This window comes from Rhizobium sp. Root1334, from assembly GCF_001426665.1.
Classification (GTDB): Bacteria; Pseudomonadota; Alphaproteobacteria; order Rhizobiales; family Rhizobiaceae; genus Pararhizobium.
In genome coordinates this window covers 673,011-688,777 of sequence record NZ_LMEY01000023.1, presented here as the reverse complement: position 1 = coordinate 688,777, position 15,767 = coordinate 673,011, and the positions used below count along the sequence as shown (strand labels likewise).

Here is a 15,767-nt window from a genome sequence, read left to right as displayed (position 1 = left end):
AAAGTCCATATGCGACTTTGGTATGACGTTGCCGGACTATGCCGGAAAATCCGGACGCAGACTTGAAACGGCACTTGAAATCGGCACTGTGGCTATGCTTGGCAAAAAAAGATCGAAAATCAGCTTGGCGGGGAGGAATATACATGACCGCACTGCTCGGTATCAGCAGGCTCATTGATCGTGTCACGGAAATCATCGGCAAATCAGTCTCATGGCTGATCCTGGTGGCCGTACTGGTCAGCGCCGGCAATGCCATTATCCGAAAAATCTTCAACATGTCGTCGAACGCCTGGCTTGAGGCGCAATGGTACCTGTTTGGCGCCGCCTTTATGCTGGCGGCGGCCTACACGCTCAGCCAGAACGAACATATCCGCATCGACGTGGTCTACGGCAAGTTTTCGCGCCGGACGCAGCACTGGATCGACCTGTTTGGTCACGTCTTCTTCCTGATGCCGTTCGTCCTGCTGATGACCTATTACCTCGTCCCCTATGTGCTGATGTCGGTTCGCTCGCAGGAAGGCTCTTCCAGTGCCGGCGGCCTGATCGTCTGGCCGGCCAAGGCCATTTTGCTGTTCGGCTTCGTGCTGCTTGTGCTGCAGGGTGTCTCCGAAATCATCAAGAAGATCGCCATCATGACCGGCAACATGGAGGATCCGACACCATACGTGCCGACCCACGCGCCGCTTGACGACATTGCCGCTCCGGAGGCACGCCCATGATGGAATTCATCGCCGTCAATCTCGCGCCGATCATGTTCGTATCCTTGATCGTCTTCCTTCTGCTCGGCTACCCTGTTGCCTTTTCGCTCGCCGCCAACGGCCTGCTGTTCTTCATCATCGGCGTTGAACTCGCCCCCTTGTCCGGCGGTTCGATCAACCTCTCCTGGCCGCTGCTCAATGCGCTGCCGGATCGTTTCTGGGGGGTGATGTCGAACGACACTTTGCTCGCCATTCCCTTCTTTACCTTTATGGGGATCGTGCTCGAACGCTCCGGCATGGCCGAAGACCTGCTCGACACGATCGGCCAGCTGTTCGGCCCGGTCCGTGGCGGCCTTGCCTATGCCGTCATCTTCGTTGGCGCATTGCTGGCGGCGACCACCGGCGTGGTTGCCGCTTCCGTCATCGCCATGGGCCTGATCTCGCTGCCGATCATGCTGCGCTATGGTTACGACCGGCGCGTCGCCTCCGGCGTTATCGCAGCGTCCGGCACGCTCGCACAGATCATCCCGCCATCGCTCGTTCTGATCGTTCTTGCCGACCAACTCGGCCGCTCCGTCGGCGACATGTATGCCGGCGCCTTGATCCCAGGCCTGGTTCTGACCGGACTGTACATGCTCTACATCCTGATCATGACGTTCGTCAGGCGCGATTCCATGCCGGCGCTGCCGCTCGAAGCCCGCACGCTGGGCTCAGGCGTAACCTCGCTATTCATCGCGCTGGTCGTCGCGGCGGGCTTTGCCTATGCCGCCCATATCTATCTCTATCCAACCCATGGTGAAAATGCCGATATTCTCGGCGCAACGGTGGGCGTCGCTTTCATCTATGTTGTTGCGCTTCTCGACAGGACCTTGAAGGTCAACGCGATGTCCCGGCTTGCCCAGCAGGTCATCATCGTGCTGATCCCGCCGCTGGCGCTGATCTTCCTCGTGCTCGGTACGATCTTCCTCGGCATTGCCACGCCGACCGAAGGCGGAGCCATGGGCGCGGTTGGTGCACTGGTGATGGCCGCCGCCAAGGGCAGGCTCAGCATGGACGTCGTGCGTTCGGCGCTGACGGCCACAACGCGCCTCTCGGCCTTCGTGCTGTTCATCCTTATCGGCGCCCGCGTGTTCTCGCTGACCTTTTATGGGGTCAACGGTCATATCTGGGTCGAGCATCTGCTGGTTGCCATGCCAGGCGGCGAGACCGGCTTCCTGATCGCCGTCAACCTGCTGGTCTTCTTCCTGGCATTCTTCCTCGACTTCTTCGAGCTTGCCTTCATCATCGTCCCGCTGCTCGCACCGGCGGCCGACAAACTGGGCATCGACCTCATCTGGTTCGGCGTCCTGCTCGGCATCAACATGCAGACCAGCTTCATGCATCCGCCCTTCGGTTTTGCGCTGTTCTACCTGAGATCAGTGGCAGCCAAGGTCCCCTATCTCGACAGGGTGACCGGCAAGATCACGCAGCCGGTGACAACGGGACAGATCTACTGGGGTGCGGTGCCCTTCGTCGGCATCCAGATCATCATGGTGGCTCTCACTATCGCGTTCCCGCAGATGGTCATGCATTACAAGGGCGATGCCGCCGTGGTCGATCCGAACACGATCAAGATCGAGGTTCCCGGATTTGGCACCGGCGGCGGCGGACTGACGCTGCCCGACAATGGCGGCGGTCTCGGCTTACCCGGCGGCCTGCAGTTGCCGGGTGGCAATCCACTCGACGGCAGCCAGAAACCGGCGGAACAGAAGCCAGCCAACGACCTCAGCGCGCCGCCGTCGTTCAACTGACAACCGAATGGGCCGGTCTCGAACCGGCCCATTTCCTCTTACAAGACGAGAAACGAAAAACCCCGGAGCCATTGGCTCCGGGGTTTTTCGTTTTTGCAATGCTATCCGAGCAGGGCTTAGAGCTTGCCGCCGCGCTGCTGGATCATCATGAACGTATCGTAGTTGTATTCGGCGATCTGCGCATTGAGATAGTACTCGCCGCGGAAGGCCTTGATCGAGTCCCAAATCTTCTTGAAGGTCGGGTTCGTCGCTTCCATTTCGGCGTAGACTTCATTTGCCTTGTCGAAGCAGGCCGACAGGATTTCCGGGCTGAACGGGCTGAGCTTGGCGCCCGCGGCCACCAGACGCTTGATTGCAGCCGGGTTCAGGTAGTCGTACTTCTGGAGCATGTTAGCATCCGTCGCCTGGCAGGCCGTGCGCAGCAGAGACTGATAGTTCTTCGGCAGGCCTTCGAAGGCTGCCTTGTTGAACATGGCGTGAACCGTCGGGCCACCTTCCCACCAGCCGGGATAGTAGTAGTACGGCGCCACCTTGTAGAAGCCGAGCTTTTCGTCGTCGTATGGACCGACCCATTCGGCGGCATCGATCGTGCCCTTTTCGAGCGATGGATAGATGTCGCCGCCGGCGATCTGCTGCGGCACGACGCCGAGCTTCTCGACGACCTTGCCGGCGAACCCGCCGATGCGCATCTTCAGGCCTTGCATGTCGGCAACGGTCTTGATTTCCTTACGGAACCATCCGCCCATCTGGACGCCGGTATTGCCACTGGGATACCCAACCAGACCCTGGGTCGCCAGGAACTCGTTGAACATGTCGATGCCGCCGCCATGATAGTGCCAGGCGTTCATGCCGCGCGCGTTGAGTGCGAACGGAACCGCAGCACCCAGAGCCCAGACCGGGTCCTTGCCCCAGTAATAGTAGGAAACCGTGTGGCAGGCTTCGACGGTACCGGCAGCGGCGGCGTCTGCCGCCTGCAGGCCCGGTACGATTTCGCCAGCGGCAAAGACCTGAATCTTGAAATTGCCATCCGTTGCTTCAGACAGATATTTCGACAGCACTTCAGCGCCACCATAAATCGTGTCGAGCGATTTCGGAAACGATGACGCCAGGCGCCAGTTGATCTTCGGGTTGCTCTGGGCAATGGCGGGCGCTGCAAGCGACGTGGCAGCGGCGGCACCAACGCCACCGAGAGCCGCACGCTTGATGAATAGACGGCGATCCATGTTCTCTCCTCTGTTGTCGCGGACAGCCCGGCTTTGCCGGTGCTGCTCCTCCCCGCGGGCGCAAACCGCACCGGCTGATATCGGCCGGTTCAAACGGACATGCGCAATCTGGAATCCACTTAAAACAGGCATAGGATTTCGTACGAAATCCTATGCCTCCGCTGGCAGCTTACACGCTCACCCCCTCATGTCCAGCCATGCGGGAAAGAGGCAACCTTCGACTTTTGTCTAATGCCAACGATCAATGTTTGCAGAGACTTACGCAACGTTCGTCCCGCCTCATCCATCACCGCCAGGCGGACATGAAGATAGCTCGTCAATCCATTGAAATCATCTAATATAAAGAAACCAGGATAGAATGATTTCTTCATGCCGGCGGGCGGGCGTTTCGTCGTTGTGGATTTTGCCGCAATATTTTTTCAATAGCATGGAAACATTCACAGAAGGGTTCCTCGGCATGCCGTTGTGGCAGCCCTATGCTCCGGCCGAAATCATATCTCGGGGAGTCTTTCATGAAACGTCTTTTGCTCATCGGTGCCGCGCTCGCCGCCTTGACCCTTCCGGCTGCTGCCGCCGACAAGCTGCTCAATGCGTCGTACGATATTTCCCGCGAACTGTTCGAACAGGTCAACGAAGCTTTCGTCGCAGCCCATCCTGGCGCCACCGTCGACCAGTCGCATGGTGGCTCCTCCAAGCAGGCCCGCGCCATCCTCGAAGGGTTGGAAGCCGATGTCGTTACCTTCAACCAGGTGACGGATGTCGATGCCTTGGTGAAGGGCGGCTTCGTTTCGGACGACTGGAAGAGCGATTTCGCCAACAATGCGTCGCCGTTCTATTCCTTCCCGTCCTTCTTGGTGCGAGAAGGCAATCCGAAGGGCGTCAAGGATTGGGACGATCTGGTGCGCGACGACGTCAAGGTGATCTTCCCGAACCCGAAGACATCCGGCAACGCCCGCTACACCTATCTGGCAGCCACAGCCTACGCGAAGGAAAAATTCGCCAACGACCCGGCCAAGGTCGAGGAATTCGTCAAGAAGATCTTTGACAATGTTCCGGTATTCGACACTGGTGGACGCGCCGCGACGACGACATTCGTCGAACGCGAAACCGGTGACGTGCTGATCACCTTCGAAGCCGAAACCAAGGGCATTGCCAAGGAATTCGGCGAAGACAAGTTCGACATCGTCACGCCGTCGGTCAGCCTGCTCGCGGAATTCCCGGTCGCCATCGTCGACAAGGTCGTTGACAAGAACGGCACCCGCGATCTGGCAAAGTCCTATCTCGATTTCCTCTACACGCCGGAAGGCCAGAAGATTCTGGCCGAGAACGGCAACCGCGTTAACGACGCCGCGGTCGCTGCCGAGTTCAAGGATCAGTTCCCCGAAATTCGCCTGCTAAAGGTGGAAGACGTTTTTGGCGGCTGGGGCAAGATCAAGGAAGAGCAGTTTGCCGAAGGCGCTGCACTGGATAAAATCTACGGAAATCGTTGATCCCAATCCGATTGTGTGAAAAACGCAGGCCGCGCCGGACGAACGTCCAGCGCGGCCTCCCCGTTGTTTTCAAATTCGATTTTTCATTTCAACCCAATTCTCAAGGGGCACGTTTTTGGCACGGCGCATTCTTCCAGGCTTGCCCCTGACGCTCGGCATTACCCTCGTCTATGTCGCAATCATCGTGGTGCTGCCGCTCGGCGCACTGATCTTCAAGGCGGCAAGCCTTGGACCGGAAGACTATTGGCGGATCGTCTCGTCAGAGCGGGCGGTTGCCAGCTACCGGATCACCATTCTCTGCGCGCTGGCTGCGACGCTGTTCAACCTGGTGTTCGGCCTGGCGCTCGCCTGGGTCATCGTCCGCTACCGCTTCCCCGGCCGCCGCTTCGTCGATGCCCTGGTCGACCTGCCCTTCGCATTGCCGACCGCCGTTGCCGGTATCGCGCTGACGACGCTGTTTGCCTCGAACGGTTGGTTCGGGGCGCCGCTTGCCGCAATCGGCATCAAGGTGGCCTATACGCCGCTCGGCATCATCATCGCCATGGCCTTCACCAGTCTGCCCTTCATCGTCCGCACGGTTCAGCCGGTTTTGGAGGAGCTTGATCCGGCGCTCGAGGAAGCCGGTCAGACGCTGGGCGCCAGCGACATGGAGATTTTCCTGCGGGTGATCCTGCCGCAACTGGCGCCAGCGCTGCTCGCCGGACTGTCACTGTCGTTTGCCCGTAGCCTCGGCGAGTTCGGGGCGATCATCTTCATTGCCGGCAACCAGCCGTTTGAGACGGAAATCACCGCACTTCTCGCCTTCATCCGGCTGGAAGAATACGACTATCCGGCCTCCGCCGCGATCGCCTCGGTGATGCTCATCGCCGCCTTCACGATGCTTGCCGTTACCAACCTCCTGCAGGCGCGTGCCCTGCGCTACACGGTGAAGGGTTGATCATGGCCAAAACCAGACGTCCCCCGCGGATCGGCGATGCACCGGTCTTCCGCAACACGATGATCGCCGTTGTGCTGGCGCTAGTGGCGCTGATCATTATCGCACCGCTGGCCGTCATCGGTTACGAGGCCTTTTCCAAGGGCATCGCCTATTTCGGCAAGACCATCGCCAATTCCGACACCCGTCATGCGATTTTGATGACGGCGATGACGGCACTGATCGCTGTGCCCATCAACACCGCCTTCGGTGTGGCCGCCGCCTGGGCGATCACCAAGTTCGATTTTCCCGGACGCCGCCTGCTGCTGATCGTCATCGAGATCCCGTTCTCGGTTTCGCCGATCGTTGCCGGTGTCGCCTATCTCTTCGTCTACGGGCTACAGGGCCTGTTTGGCGAGGCGCTACAATCGGCCGATGTCAAAATACTCTTCGCCCTACCCGGCATCGTGCTTGCCAGCATGTTTGTCACCGCGCCCTTCGTCGCCCGCGAACTCATTCCGCTGATGCAGGCACAGGGCCGTGACCTGGAAGAAGCTGCAACCTCGCTCGGCGCCAGCGGCTGGCGGACCTTCTTCTTCGTGACGTTGCCGAACATCAAATGGGCACTGCTCTACGGCGTCATTCTCTGCAATTCGCGGGTCATGGGCGAGTTCGGCGCCGTTTCTGTGGTTTCGGGCAATATTCGCGGCCAGACCAATACGCTGCCGCTGCATATCGAACTGCTCTATCACGACTATAACGCCGTTGGCGCCTTTGCCGCCGCCTCGATTCTTGCGGCGCTCGCCGTCGTTACCCTGATTGCCAAGGTGGCGCTTGAGCGCCGGGGCGCTGGCCGCGTGCGCCGCCCGTCGCTTGCCGGCACAGCACCTGATATTTCGGAGACCACACCGTGAAAATCCGCCTCGACACCGTCGTCAAGACATTCGACACGTTCCGCGCCGTGCACGGCGTCTCACTGGATATCGAAAGCGGTGAACTGGTCGCCCTGCTCGGCCCCTCCGGTTCCGGCAAGACAACAATCCTGCGCATGGTTGCGGGCCTGGAGTTTCCCGATGGCGGCGCCATCTATTTTGGTGACGAGAATGCCACCGATATCGAGGTACGCCACCGCGGCGTCGGCTTCGTTTTCCAGCACTATGCGCTTTTCCCGCATATGACGGTCGGCGAGAACATCGCGTTCGGCATGAAGGTCTCGAAGACCAGGCGCTCGGCCGCCGAAATTTCCAGCCGGGTCGAACACCTGCTCCGCCTTGTCCAATTGGAAGGCCTGCAGGACCGGTTTCCCGCCCAGATTTCCGGCGGTCAGCGGCAGCGCGTCGCGCTGGCCCGCGCACTCGCCGTCGATCCGAAGGTGCTTTTGCTCGACGAACCGTTTGGCGCGCTCGATGCCAATGTGCGGCGTGACCTGCGCCGCTGGCTGCGCAAGATCCACGACGAACTCGGCATCACCACGCTGTTCGTCACCCATGACCAGGCCGAGGCCCTCGACCTCGCCGACCGCGTCGTCATTCTCGACAAAGGCAAGATCGTTCAGACCGGGACACCGGAAGAGGTCTGCCGCGCCCCCGCCAGTGCTTTCGTCATGAATTTTCTCGGCGATGCCAATCGCCTGAAGGTTACGGTGTCGGGTGAAAAGGCCCAGATCCAGAATGTCACCTTCGATGCACCCGATATCGCCGATGGTCCGGCAGAACTGTTCTTCAGGCCCGCCGACGTCACTTGGCGCGAAGATGGCCACGGTATCCAGGCCACCATCGCCCGCGTCATCGACCGGCCTGATTCCAGGCGCGTTCTGGCGCTGACGGTCGATGGTCAGCCCATCGAGTTCGACGCAGCTCCGGAATTTCCGTTCCGGGCTGATGCACATGGTTTTGTCGAGATTCGCCGTCCGCGGGTCTATCCGGCTTAGACTCAGGCCCTGAATGCAAAAGGCACCGGATCTTCCAATCCGGTGCCTTTTGTTTGATAATGTAGAGATCGGACGCTTAATCGCGCTCCGCCGACGAAGCCCACAGGTTGATGTCGGCTTCCTTGGCATAAACGTCGATCGCCGCCAGTTCTTCCGCCGTAAACGTGTCGTTCTTCAGGGCTGCAACACAATCGACAATCTGCGAAGACCGGCTGGCACCGATCAGCGCCGACGTGATACGGCCGCCGCGCAAGACCCATGCGATCGCCATCTGCGCCAGCGTCTGGCCGCGCTTCTCGGCGATCTCGTTGAGCTTGCGGATATTGTCGATGATCGACGGACGGATGAAATCCTTCTTGAGAAAGTGGTTCTGTGCCGCCCGGCTGTCGGTTGGGATACCGCCGAGATATTTGGTCGTCAGCATGCCCTGCGCCAAAGGCGAAAACACGATCGAGCCGATGCCGAGGTCTTCCAACGTATCGACCAGGCCATCATCCTCGATCCAACGGTTGAGCATCGAATAGCTTGGCTGGTGGATGATCAGCGGCGTGCCGAGATCCTTGAGGATCGCGGTGGCTTCCCGGGTGCGCTGCGAATTGTAGGAGGAAATGCCGACATAGAGCGCCCTACCCGAGCGGACGATATGATCGAGCGCGCCGCAGGTTTCCTCCAGGGGCGTGTCGGGATCGAATCGGTGCGAATAGAAGATGTCGACATAGTCGAGGCCCATACGGGCAAGGCTTTGATCGCAGGAGGCGATCAGATACTTGCGGCTGCCCCATTCGCCATACGGACCCGGCCACATGTCGTAGCCGGCCTTGGAGGAAATGATCAGCTCGTCGCGCAGACCGGCAAAATCGGTGCGCAGAATTTCGCCGAATGCGGTTTCAGCCGAGCCCGGAGGCGGGCCGTAATTGTTGGCGAGGTCGAAATGGGTGATGCCGAGGTCGAACGCCGTGCGGCACATGTCGAGCTTGCGCTCGTGCGGCGTGTCATGGCCGAAATTGTGCCACAGGCCGAGCGAAATCGCCGGCAGTTTTAGCCCCGTCTTGCCGCAGCGGTTGTATTTCATCGTCTCGTAGCGATTATCCGCCGGTTGCCAGCTCATTGTTGTACCTCCGCGATCGGGTCTCAGTGACGGAAGGGTTCCGCCACCCCATAAACAGAAAGGTTTCCGGAGCGCACCACGGAAACCTGATAGAGTTAAGCTCTAGCGCATAAGCAGGAGAATCGAAATCGGTAATCAGGCCGTTGCGCACAGTTTCAAGACGCACGTTCGATCGGTGATTAACCGGCCGTCTTCATAGCCTCTGGCCAGTAAAGCCGATCGTCGTTGACTTGAAAGTCCGTGCGCGGCAGGCGGCCGGTTGTGAGGACCGGCTTCGACAACAGTTTGACCGGCAGCGGAAAAGGCACATTTCGGTCCTCCGCCTCTATCCTCTGTTTTTCGTCCATCATCATCGCAAGAAGCGCGCTATTGTTCTCACCGCTGCTGAGCGGGTCTGGCGCCAACTCGTGACGCACAAAGCTATCGTCTTCCGATCGTCTACCGATCATGGCGAGAAGCTTCACCTGCGCACTTGTTGATGGATCAAAATCGGAGGATGTGCTCCATCGTTTCCCTCCGGAAGCCTGTTCCATCGTGACATCAGCATTCATGAGGTGGAGAATGACAATCGCCGTGGACGCATCGCATTCCGGCTGACTGACGACCCACGCGAGAATGTCAAAAATCTCTTCATAGTCCCAGTTCAGGTTCGTTAGCAGGTGCCACATGTCCGGATCGCGCGGGGCTTCCATCTTCAGCCATTCGACAACGCTGGAGATCGGCATGGAATCAAATCGCGGGGAAAGTTGATCCGTGCCGTGGTTCGCTTCAGCGACAGGTTTTTGCCCGGTCTGCGGATTCCTGGGCATCTCAAGCCGCTCTCGCATACTCTGAATACGGGACTGAAGAGGTTGTGCTGAATGCGAAAGGCCGCGTAGCGGCCCAAACGTTTGCTGTTCCGCTTTTGTAAGGCGCCGGAGCATGCGCTTAAACTCCGGGTCAGGCAGCGCTGCCGTGAGATGAACAAGTTCGACAAACCGCTTCTCGCGCTTGGAGAGATCGGCAAAGACCGGAGGTGCGTTTCCCCTCCTCGTTTCAGTGAAGGTTTCAATGGCGGTCAACATGCCAAGCTCGACATCGTCGCCATGTGAAGCCGCACGGGCACCGGAGACGAATTTTGTCCGGATGACCTCGTAGGCATCAGGTGCCTTCAGCAGGAATTGGTTATGTGTCCGCCTGCCGATATAGCGGTGGATGAGGACAGCACAACTAGCGACGACAACGGCACCCCAAAACAGTGTCTCGATACGCATACATACATCCCAGATTGCACTTCTGGTTTATACGTGCATGGTCTTACGACGAACTTAACCCGCCCTTGCAAAAAGAACCGTCTGTGACCGGATTGGACGCAAACAGCCCCGTACAGGGACTTGCGCAACATTAGAGCGCGGTGTTGGCAGCGCATCTCGCTGCCAACACTCTGATCAGTCTCGTATCTACCCGGCATCCCGAAGCAGCGCCTTCGCCTCCTCGATCCCGAGCGCCTTCGGCTGGGTGCAGGTCGTTGTCAGCTCGACAAACCGGCTCTCTTCGCCCGATTTCAGGATCGAGACCATAACATCGACGCCGTGCAAAGCCCTCTCCAGCGAGCAGCGCGCGTCGCGGCCTTCAAGAATGGCATTCGCCATGTCGGCGAGACCGGCGGTCCGGTAGTTGGCCATCATGCCCTGCTTGTGCTCCTGATTGGGCACACCGAAGGGATGGTCCCAAGTTTCCAGCGGCTGGATATCCTTGTCGCGGCCGCTGGCCGAGACCGTGCCACCGAAGAAATTCGGGTCCGGGACGAACAGTGAGCCTTCGGTGCCGTAAAGCTCCATATTGGCATGGTTGTGCGACCAGACATCCCAGCTTGCCGACAAGGTAATCGTGGCGCCGTTCTGGAACTCGAGCAGCGCGTGAATATTGGTCGGGGTCTTGACCGGAATGACCTCGCCCTTGCGCGGCTCGCTGGTGATCGTGCGTGTCGGATTGGCCATCGAGGTCAGGGCCGCCACGCGTTTGACCGGACCTATGAGGTTGATGAGGTTGGCGATGTAATAGGGGCCAAGATCGAGGATCGGGCCGCCGCCGGGAAGGAAGAAGAAATCCGGGTTGGGATGCCACATCTCCATTCCGGGGCTGAGCACATGGCAAGTGCCGGATGTAACGCGGCCGATTTTGCCCTGGTCGATATAGTCACGCGCCAGCTGATGGGCACCACCGAGGAACGTATCCGGGGCGCAGCCGACCTTGAGGTTGTTGGCGGTGGCAATACCGCGCAGCTGCTCGCCCTGCTCCAGCGAAAGGACGAGCGGCTTTTCCGAATAGACGTGTTTTCCAGCTTCGAGGATCATCTTGGAAACCGGGAAATGCGCGTCCGGGATCGTCAGGTTGACGACGATGTCGATCTCCGGATTGGCCAGCAGCTCCTCGATGGTCTGCGCCTTGACGTCATATTCTGACGCGCGTGTTTCTGCGGCGGCCGGGTTGATATCGGCACAGGCGATGACCTTGATGCCCTTGAAGAGCGGAGAAAGCTTAAAATAGGTGGTGGAGATGTTGCCGCATCCGATGATGCCGACGCCAAGTTCTCGTGTCATGGTGCTGTCTTTCTTTCAGTAGGTCTTGATCGACGCGATCGAACGCTCGGCCGTCGCCTTGTAGTCCTTGGGATTGTCGTGCTCGACGATGTAGTATTTGGCAGGCGTCGCAGACAGCGCCTTGAACAATCTTGCCCATTCAACGGTGCCGTGGCCGACATCGGCCCAGCCATCCTGATCGGCATTTTCGCCAGCCTTGGCGATATCCTTGACGTGCACGGCCGTGATGCGCTTGCCGTATTTCTCGATCCAGGCAAAGGGATCGGCACCGCCACGGATGACCCAGGCAATGTCCGCTTCCCAAGAGAGGTTCGGTCCACCGGCAAAGATATGGTCCTGCGGGATCGATCCGTCCGGCAGCGCCACGAACTCAAAATCATGGTTGTGCCAGCCGAAATCGAGACCGGCATCACGGAACGGCTTGCCGGCTTTTTCCAGGCGTGCGCCAAAAGCTTTCCAGCCGTTCGCGTCGGTTGGACGCTGTTCGACGGTGATATGCGGGCAATAGATCGACTTGATGCCGAGCGTCTTGGCGATGTGCAGCGCGCGCGCCGGATCGGTCTCGAGCAGATCAAGGCTGAAATGCGCGGACGGCATCGTTACGCCACTTTTGTCCATGTCGGCTTTCAGCGCGGCAAGGGCCGCATCGTCGAGTGCGGCGTAGAGCGCGCCATATCCTTCGACCTGCTTATAGCCGGCAGCGCCGACTGTTTTCAGGACATCGGCAAGCGGCGGGAAATTGCGGGCGCTGTAAAGCTGGAAGCTGACGGTCTGCATGGAAATTCCTCCTTGGGATCGATTATGAGAGCCAGGTGTCATAGTCAGACACCAAGAGATGGCTCGGTTTGGTATCTTCCTGGATGGCGGAAAAGCGGCCGACGGGCTCGCGGAAATAATTGTCAGTCAGATCGTCGTTGACGGTGGAAACCTCCCCCATCAATACGTCTGCGTCCTCCGCCCAGAAGGCGTGCCAATTGCCGGGCAAAAGCGTGACGCTTTCGCCGGGCGACAGTTTCAAGAGAGCGCCTGCCTTCAGCGTGCGCAGGCGGGCGTCGGTGGCAACCACGACGTCGCTGGTTTCATCGACATTGCCATCCGGCAGCGAATTGTACATCTGCAGCACCAGCGTGCCGCCACCGCGATTGATGATGTCCTCGGTCTTGACCGCATGCCGATGCAGCGGATTGACCTGATCTTTTGCAGTAATCATCAGCTTTTCGGCATAAAGCATGCCGCGGCCATGGGCGAGCGCTGCAGCCGAACCGTTGCGCAGGGTGAACAGCACAAGGCCGAACTCGCTGAACCGGCCCTTGCCGTAGTCGGTGATATCCCAGCCAAGCCGCGTATCGCGGATCGACGGGGTGTCCGATCCGACCCGGGTCTTCAGCTCCTCCGGCGACCAATAGGCGAAAGGCGGCAGGACGAAACCGTGCTGGCGCATGAAAACATCGCTTCGTTGGATAATGGCATTGACTTCGCTTCGTAGCATAGAGGCCTCCTATCCATTGCCCTGGCAGGATTGCAGATCGTAGCCGGTAAAGACCGGTGCAGAGGTCAACGGCTCCCTTGGGGTAAAGCGGATGATACGGCTCTCACCCGCCGTCAGGTCGAAGGCGTTGTCGGAATAGCGGCCTTCGACATCGGCCTCGATCATCACATGCAAAGCAAGACCGGTGGCCGAGACGGTCACACCGTAGGAACCGTCGCCAGCCGGTATTGCCGAGATGGAGAGACCGGAGGGTTCAAGATCGAGCACCTTGTAAGTGCTCTGCACATGATGCCCCTCGCCGCGCATGCCGTTCGAGGCCTCGAAGGACCAGAACAGCAAAGAGTTCTTTGGAATATCCGATGCCGCTATCGTCATCAGCGTATCGGCGCGATCGGGACTGCAGGTCCCGGCCGCCGCCATCAGCGGATGCTTTTCGCCCGAGAGCGAGACGACGAAGGTTTGAAGCTCGACGGTAACCGGCGCTGCTGTGTCGTTGACCATCGAAAAGCGGATGCTCTTGCCGTCATCGGACGGGATGGCAGCGACGGCCACAGGTTGAAAGAACCGGCGGGTCATGTAGTGCATGGCCTTCCAGTTGCCGCCGTAGTCCAAGCTGGCCCAGGAGGCGACCGGCCAGGTATCGTTGAGCTGCCAGTAGAGCGTGCCCATGCAATGTGGCTTCAGCGACCGCCAGAAATCGACCGCCGTTCGGATCGCCAAACCCTGCTGGATCTGGCTCAGATAAACGAAGTTGGAAAAATCCTTCGGGAAGCGGAAATAGCGGAACATGGTGGCGGCGATACGCTCGTTGCCACCGGCATTCTTCTGATGCGCCTCCATCACCGGAGACGCGACGTTCAGGTCTTTCTGCTCAGCGAATTGCCGCACGACCGGCATCGAGGTGTAGGACTGGAAGCCGAACTCCGAGCAAAAGCGCGGCCGCACGGTGCGGTAATTGTCAAACGACTTGTTTTCGTGCCAGACCGACCAATAATGCATGTCGCCGGAACCATCGGCATGCCAGGCATCGCCGAAATTCAGCGGCCCGACCGACGGGCTCGACGGCCACCAGATCGCCTCGGGTGCCGCCGTCTTGATGCCGGTCTCGATGACGCGGTTCAGCCGGTCATAGGAGACCAGGTAACGGTCCCGATCCCTGCGGCTTTCCTCGAACCAGGTCAGCGCGCCGACCAGTTCGTTATCGCCGCACCACAGCACGATCGAGGGATGCGAGGACAGGCGCTTGACCTGATAATCGACCTCGGCGGCGACATTATCGAGGAAATCCGGCGTCGATGGATAGAGGTTGCAGGCGAACATGAAATCCTGCCAGACCATAATGCCGAGCCGGTCGCACAGATCGTAGAACCAGTCCGGTTCGTAAAAGCCGCCGCCCCAGATGCGGATCATGTTCATGTTGGCATCGAAGGCTGACTGCAGCAGGTCCTCGACACCCTCCCGGGTGACGCGGGAAACCAGCGCATCAGCCGGGATCCAGTTGGCACCCCGGCAGAAGATTTCCCGACCGTTGACACGGAAGGCAAACCGGCTGCCGGCCGCATCCTTGTCGGTCAGCAATTCGACAGTGCGAAAGCCGATCTGGCGGGTAACGGTCTCGCCCTGCAGTGCGACCGTCAACTGTGACAACGCCTGTTCACCACTGCCGGCAGGCCACCAGAGTTTCGGATTCTCGACGGTAAAGACCTGGGTGATCCGGGTTTCACCGGCATTGACGGCGCAATCCAGATGCTCGCGCTGTTCATCCAGTGCGAAATCGAGACCGGCGACACCGGGCTCCTTGGCAAACACAGTTACTGTGACATGAAGATCGATCGCCCCGCCGACTTGCGGAACCTGCCGCGTCGTCACGTGCTCGATACGGGCCGTATCGAGCTTCCTGAGCGCAATCGTACCGTAGATGCCGAGCGGTGCGATGGCGATGTTCCAGTCCCAGCCGAAATGGCATTGCGGCTTGCGCAGCATGTTGCCATTGGCAATCGGCGAATTGCCGGTCGAATAGGGAATGTAGAATGGCTGGGCAGCCTGCCGCTCAGCACCTGCGGCAATCGAGGAGTAGAGGACAACGCGCAACGTGTTTTCGCCCGCCTTCAGGGCCGGACCCGCATCTGGGCGGTAGCGCCGGAAGCAGTTGTCAGCCTTCAGCACCAGTTGGTCGTTGATATAGACGTCGGCGATGGTATCGAGGCTTTCGATGTCGAGATACCAGTTGCCCGGCAATTCGGCCTCATCAATATGAAACTGCCTTTCCAGCACCCAATCCTTGTGGGCCACCCATTGCACATCGTCCTCATTGCGGCCCGCATAGGGATCGGCGATCACGCCAGCCGCCTGCAAGGCGCTATGAACATCGCCGGGAATGGCGATGGTCAGCGCGTGGCTGTTGTCGGACGAAGCAAGCCGCCAGTCACCGGAGAGATCGATCGTGACAGGAGCGGAAAAGGCAAGAGCAGACATTGTGGAAATCCATTCGCCGCCAGCCCCGCAGGTACCGGCATCATTCATTCGGACGTGACGGCCACCCAT

Annotated in this window: 13 protein-coding genes; 6 read left to right on the top strand and 7 right to left on the bottom strand. The window is 59.4% G+C overall.

Annotated features, from left to right (window positions below):
- The first annotated feature begins 143 nt into the window (after window positions 1–143).
- Both ASD36_RS21675 and ASD36_RS21670 read left to right on the top strand, forming a co-directional pair.
- On the top strand, window positions 144–719 hold the full coding sequence (locus tag ASD36_RS21675; RefSeq protein ID WP_060506254.1) for a TRAP transporter small permease subunit: 576 nt from the start codon (window positions 144–146) through the stop codon (window positions 717–719).
- A complete protein-coding gene (locus ASD36_RS21670; protein WP_060506253.1) occupies window positions 716–2,488 on the top strand; it encodes a TRAP transporter large permease subunit in 1,773 nt (590 codons plus the stop codon). The genes ASD36_RS21675 and ASD36_RS21670 overlap by 4 nt, the downstream gene beginning before the upstream one ends.
- Window positions 2,489–2,604: 116 nt before the next feature.
- Here ASD36_RS21670 and ASD36_RS21665 read toward each other — a convergent pair whose 3' ends face one another.
- Window positions 2,605–3,711 carry a TRAP transporter substrate-binding protein gene (locus ASD36_RS21665; RefSeq protein WP_060506252.1) on the bottom strand — a complete coding sequence of 369 codons (1,107 nt, stop codon included), beginning with the start codon at window positions 3,709–3,711 and terminating at the stop codon, window positions 2,605–2,607.
- A 512-nt stretch (window positions 3,712–4,223) separates the two neighbouring features.
- Here ASD36_RS21665 and ASD36_RS21660 point away from each other — a divergent pair.
- From ASD36_RS21660 to ASD36_RS21645, 4 genes are all read left to right on the top strand, one after another.
- The gene (locus ASD36_RS21660; protein ID WP_060506251.1) at window positions 4,224–5,201 is read left to right on the top strand and encodes a sulfate ABC transporter substrate-binding protein; all 978 of its coding nucleotides are present in this window, start codon (window positions 4,224–4,226) and stop codon (window positions 5,199–5,201) included.
- A gap of 115 nt (window positions 5,202–5,316) precedes the next feature.
- Entirely contained in the window at window positions 5,317–6,138 is an 822-nt protein-coding gene (gene cysT / locus ASD36_RS21655; RefSeq protein WP_060506250.1) for a sulfate ABC transporter permease subunit CysT, read from the top strand.
- Window positions 6,139–6,140: 2 nt separating this feature from the next.
- Entirely contained in the window at window positions 6,141–7,028 is an 888-nt protein-coding gene (cysW, locus tag ASD36_RS21650; RefSeq protein ID WP_060506249.1) for a sulfate ABC transporter permease subunit CysW, read from the top strand.
- Window positions 7,025–8,044 carry a sulfate/molybdate ABC transporter ATP-binding protein gene (locus tag ASD36_RS21645; protein WP_060506248.1) on the top strand — a complete coding sequence of 340 codons (1,020 nt, stop codon included), beginning with the start codon at window positions 7,025–7,027 and terminating at the stop codon, window positions 8,042–8,044. Before cysW ends, ASD36_RS21645 begins: the two co-directional genes overlap by 4 nt.
- 76 nt (window positions 8,045–8,120) lie before the next feature.
- On the opposite strand, the gene mgrA is transcribed toward ASD36_RS21645, so the two are convergent.
- The 6 genes from mgrA to ASD36_RS21615 form a co-directional block, all read right to left on the bottom strand.
- A complete protein-coding gene (gene mgrA / locus ASD36_RS21640; protein ID WP_060506247.1) occupies window positions 8,121–9,152 on the bottom strand; it encodes an L-glyceraldehyde 3-phosphate reductase in 1,032 nt (343 codons plus the stop codon).
- 179 nt (window positions 9,153–9,331) lie between these two features.
- Entirely contained in the window at window positions 9,332–10,405 is a 1,074-nt protein-coding gene (locus ASD36_RS21635; protein ID WP_060506246.1) for a DUF4274 domain-containing protein, read from the bottom strand.
- Between the two features lie 186 nt (window positions 10,406–10,591).
- Entirely contained in the window at window positions 10,592–11,734 is a 1,143-nt protein-coding gene (locus ASD36_RS21630) for a Gfo/Idh/MocA family oxidoreductase (protein WP_060506245.1), read from the bottom strand.
- Window positions 11,735–11,749: 15 nt separating this feature from the next.
- Window positions 11,750–12,511, bottom strand: a complete 762-nt coding sequence (locus ASD36_RS21625) for a sugar phosphate isomerase/epimerase (protein WP_060506244.1) — start codon at window positions 12,509–12,511, stop codon at window positions 11,750–11,752.
- A gap of 22 nt (window positions 12,512–12,533) precedes the next feature.
- Window positions 12,534–13,223 carry a D-lyxose/D-mannose family sugar isomerase gene (locus ASD36_RS21620; RefSeq protein WP_060506243.1) on the bottom strand — a complete coding sequence of 230 codons (690 nt, stop codon included), beginning with the start codon at window positions 13,221–13,223 and terminating at the stop codon, window positions 12,534–12,536.
- 9 nt (window positions 13,224–13,232) lie between these two features.
- Window positions 13,233–15,698, bottom strand: a complete 2,466-nt coding sequence (locus ASD36_RS21615; protein ID WP_060506322.1) for a glycoside hydrolase family 2 protein — start codon at window positions 15,696–15,698, stop codon at window positions 13,233–13,235.
- Window positions 15,699–15,767: the final 69 nt, after the last annotated feature.

Excerpts from the sequence above, each read along its gene's own strand:
- ASD36_RS21635 (WP_060506246.1), bottom strand. The coding sequence starts at position 10,405 with ATGCGTATCGAGACACTGTTTTGGGGTGCCGTTGTCGTCGCTAGTTGT.
- ASD36_RS21675 (WP_060506254.1), top strand. The coding sequence starts at position 144 with ATGACCGCACTGCTCGGTATCAGCAGGCTCATTGATCGTGTCACGGAA.
- ASD36_RS21620 (WP_060506243.1), bottom strand. The coding sequence starts at position 13,223 with ATGCTACGAAGCGAAGTCAATGCCATTATCCAACGAAGCGATGTTTTC.
- ASD36_RS21630 (WP_060506245.1), bottom strand. The coding sequence starts at position 11,734 with ATGACACGAGAACTTGGCGTCGGCATCATCGGATGCGGCAACATCTCC.
- mgrA (WP_060506247.1), bottom strand. The coding sequence starts at position 9,152 with ATGAGCTGGCAACCGGCGGATAATCGCTACGAGACGATGAAATACAAC.
- ASD36_RS21625 (WP_060506244.1), bottom strand. The coding sequence starts at position 12,511 with ATGCAGACCGTCAGCTTCCAGCTTTACAGCGCCCGCAATTTCCCGCCG.
- cysW (WP_060506249.1), top strand. The coding sequence starts at position 6,141 with ATGGCCAAAACCAGACGTCCCCCGCGGATCGGCGATGCACCGGTCTTC.
- ASD36_RS21665 (WP_060506252.1), bottom strand. The coding sequence starts at position 3,711 with ATGGATCGCCGTCTATTCATCAAGCGTGCGGCTCTCGGTGGCGTTGGT.
- ASD36_RS21660 (WP_060506251.1), top strand. The coding sequence starts at position 4,224 with ATGAAACGTCTTTTGCTCATCGGTGCCGCGCTCGCCGCCTTGACCCTT.
- ASD36_RS21615 (WP_060506322.1), bottom strand. The coding sequence starts at position 15,698 with ATGTCTGCTCTTGCCTTTTCCGCTCCTGTCACGATCGATCTCTCCGGT.
- ASD36_RS21670 (WP_060506253.1), top strand. The coding sequence starts at position 716 with ATGATGGAATTCATCGCCGTCAATCTCGCGCCGATCATGTTCGTATCC.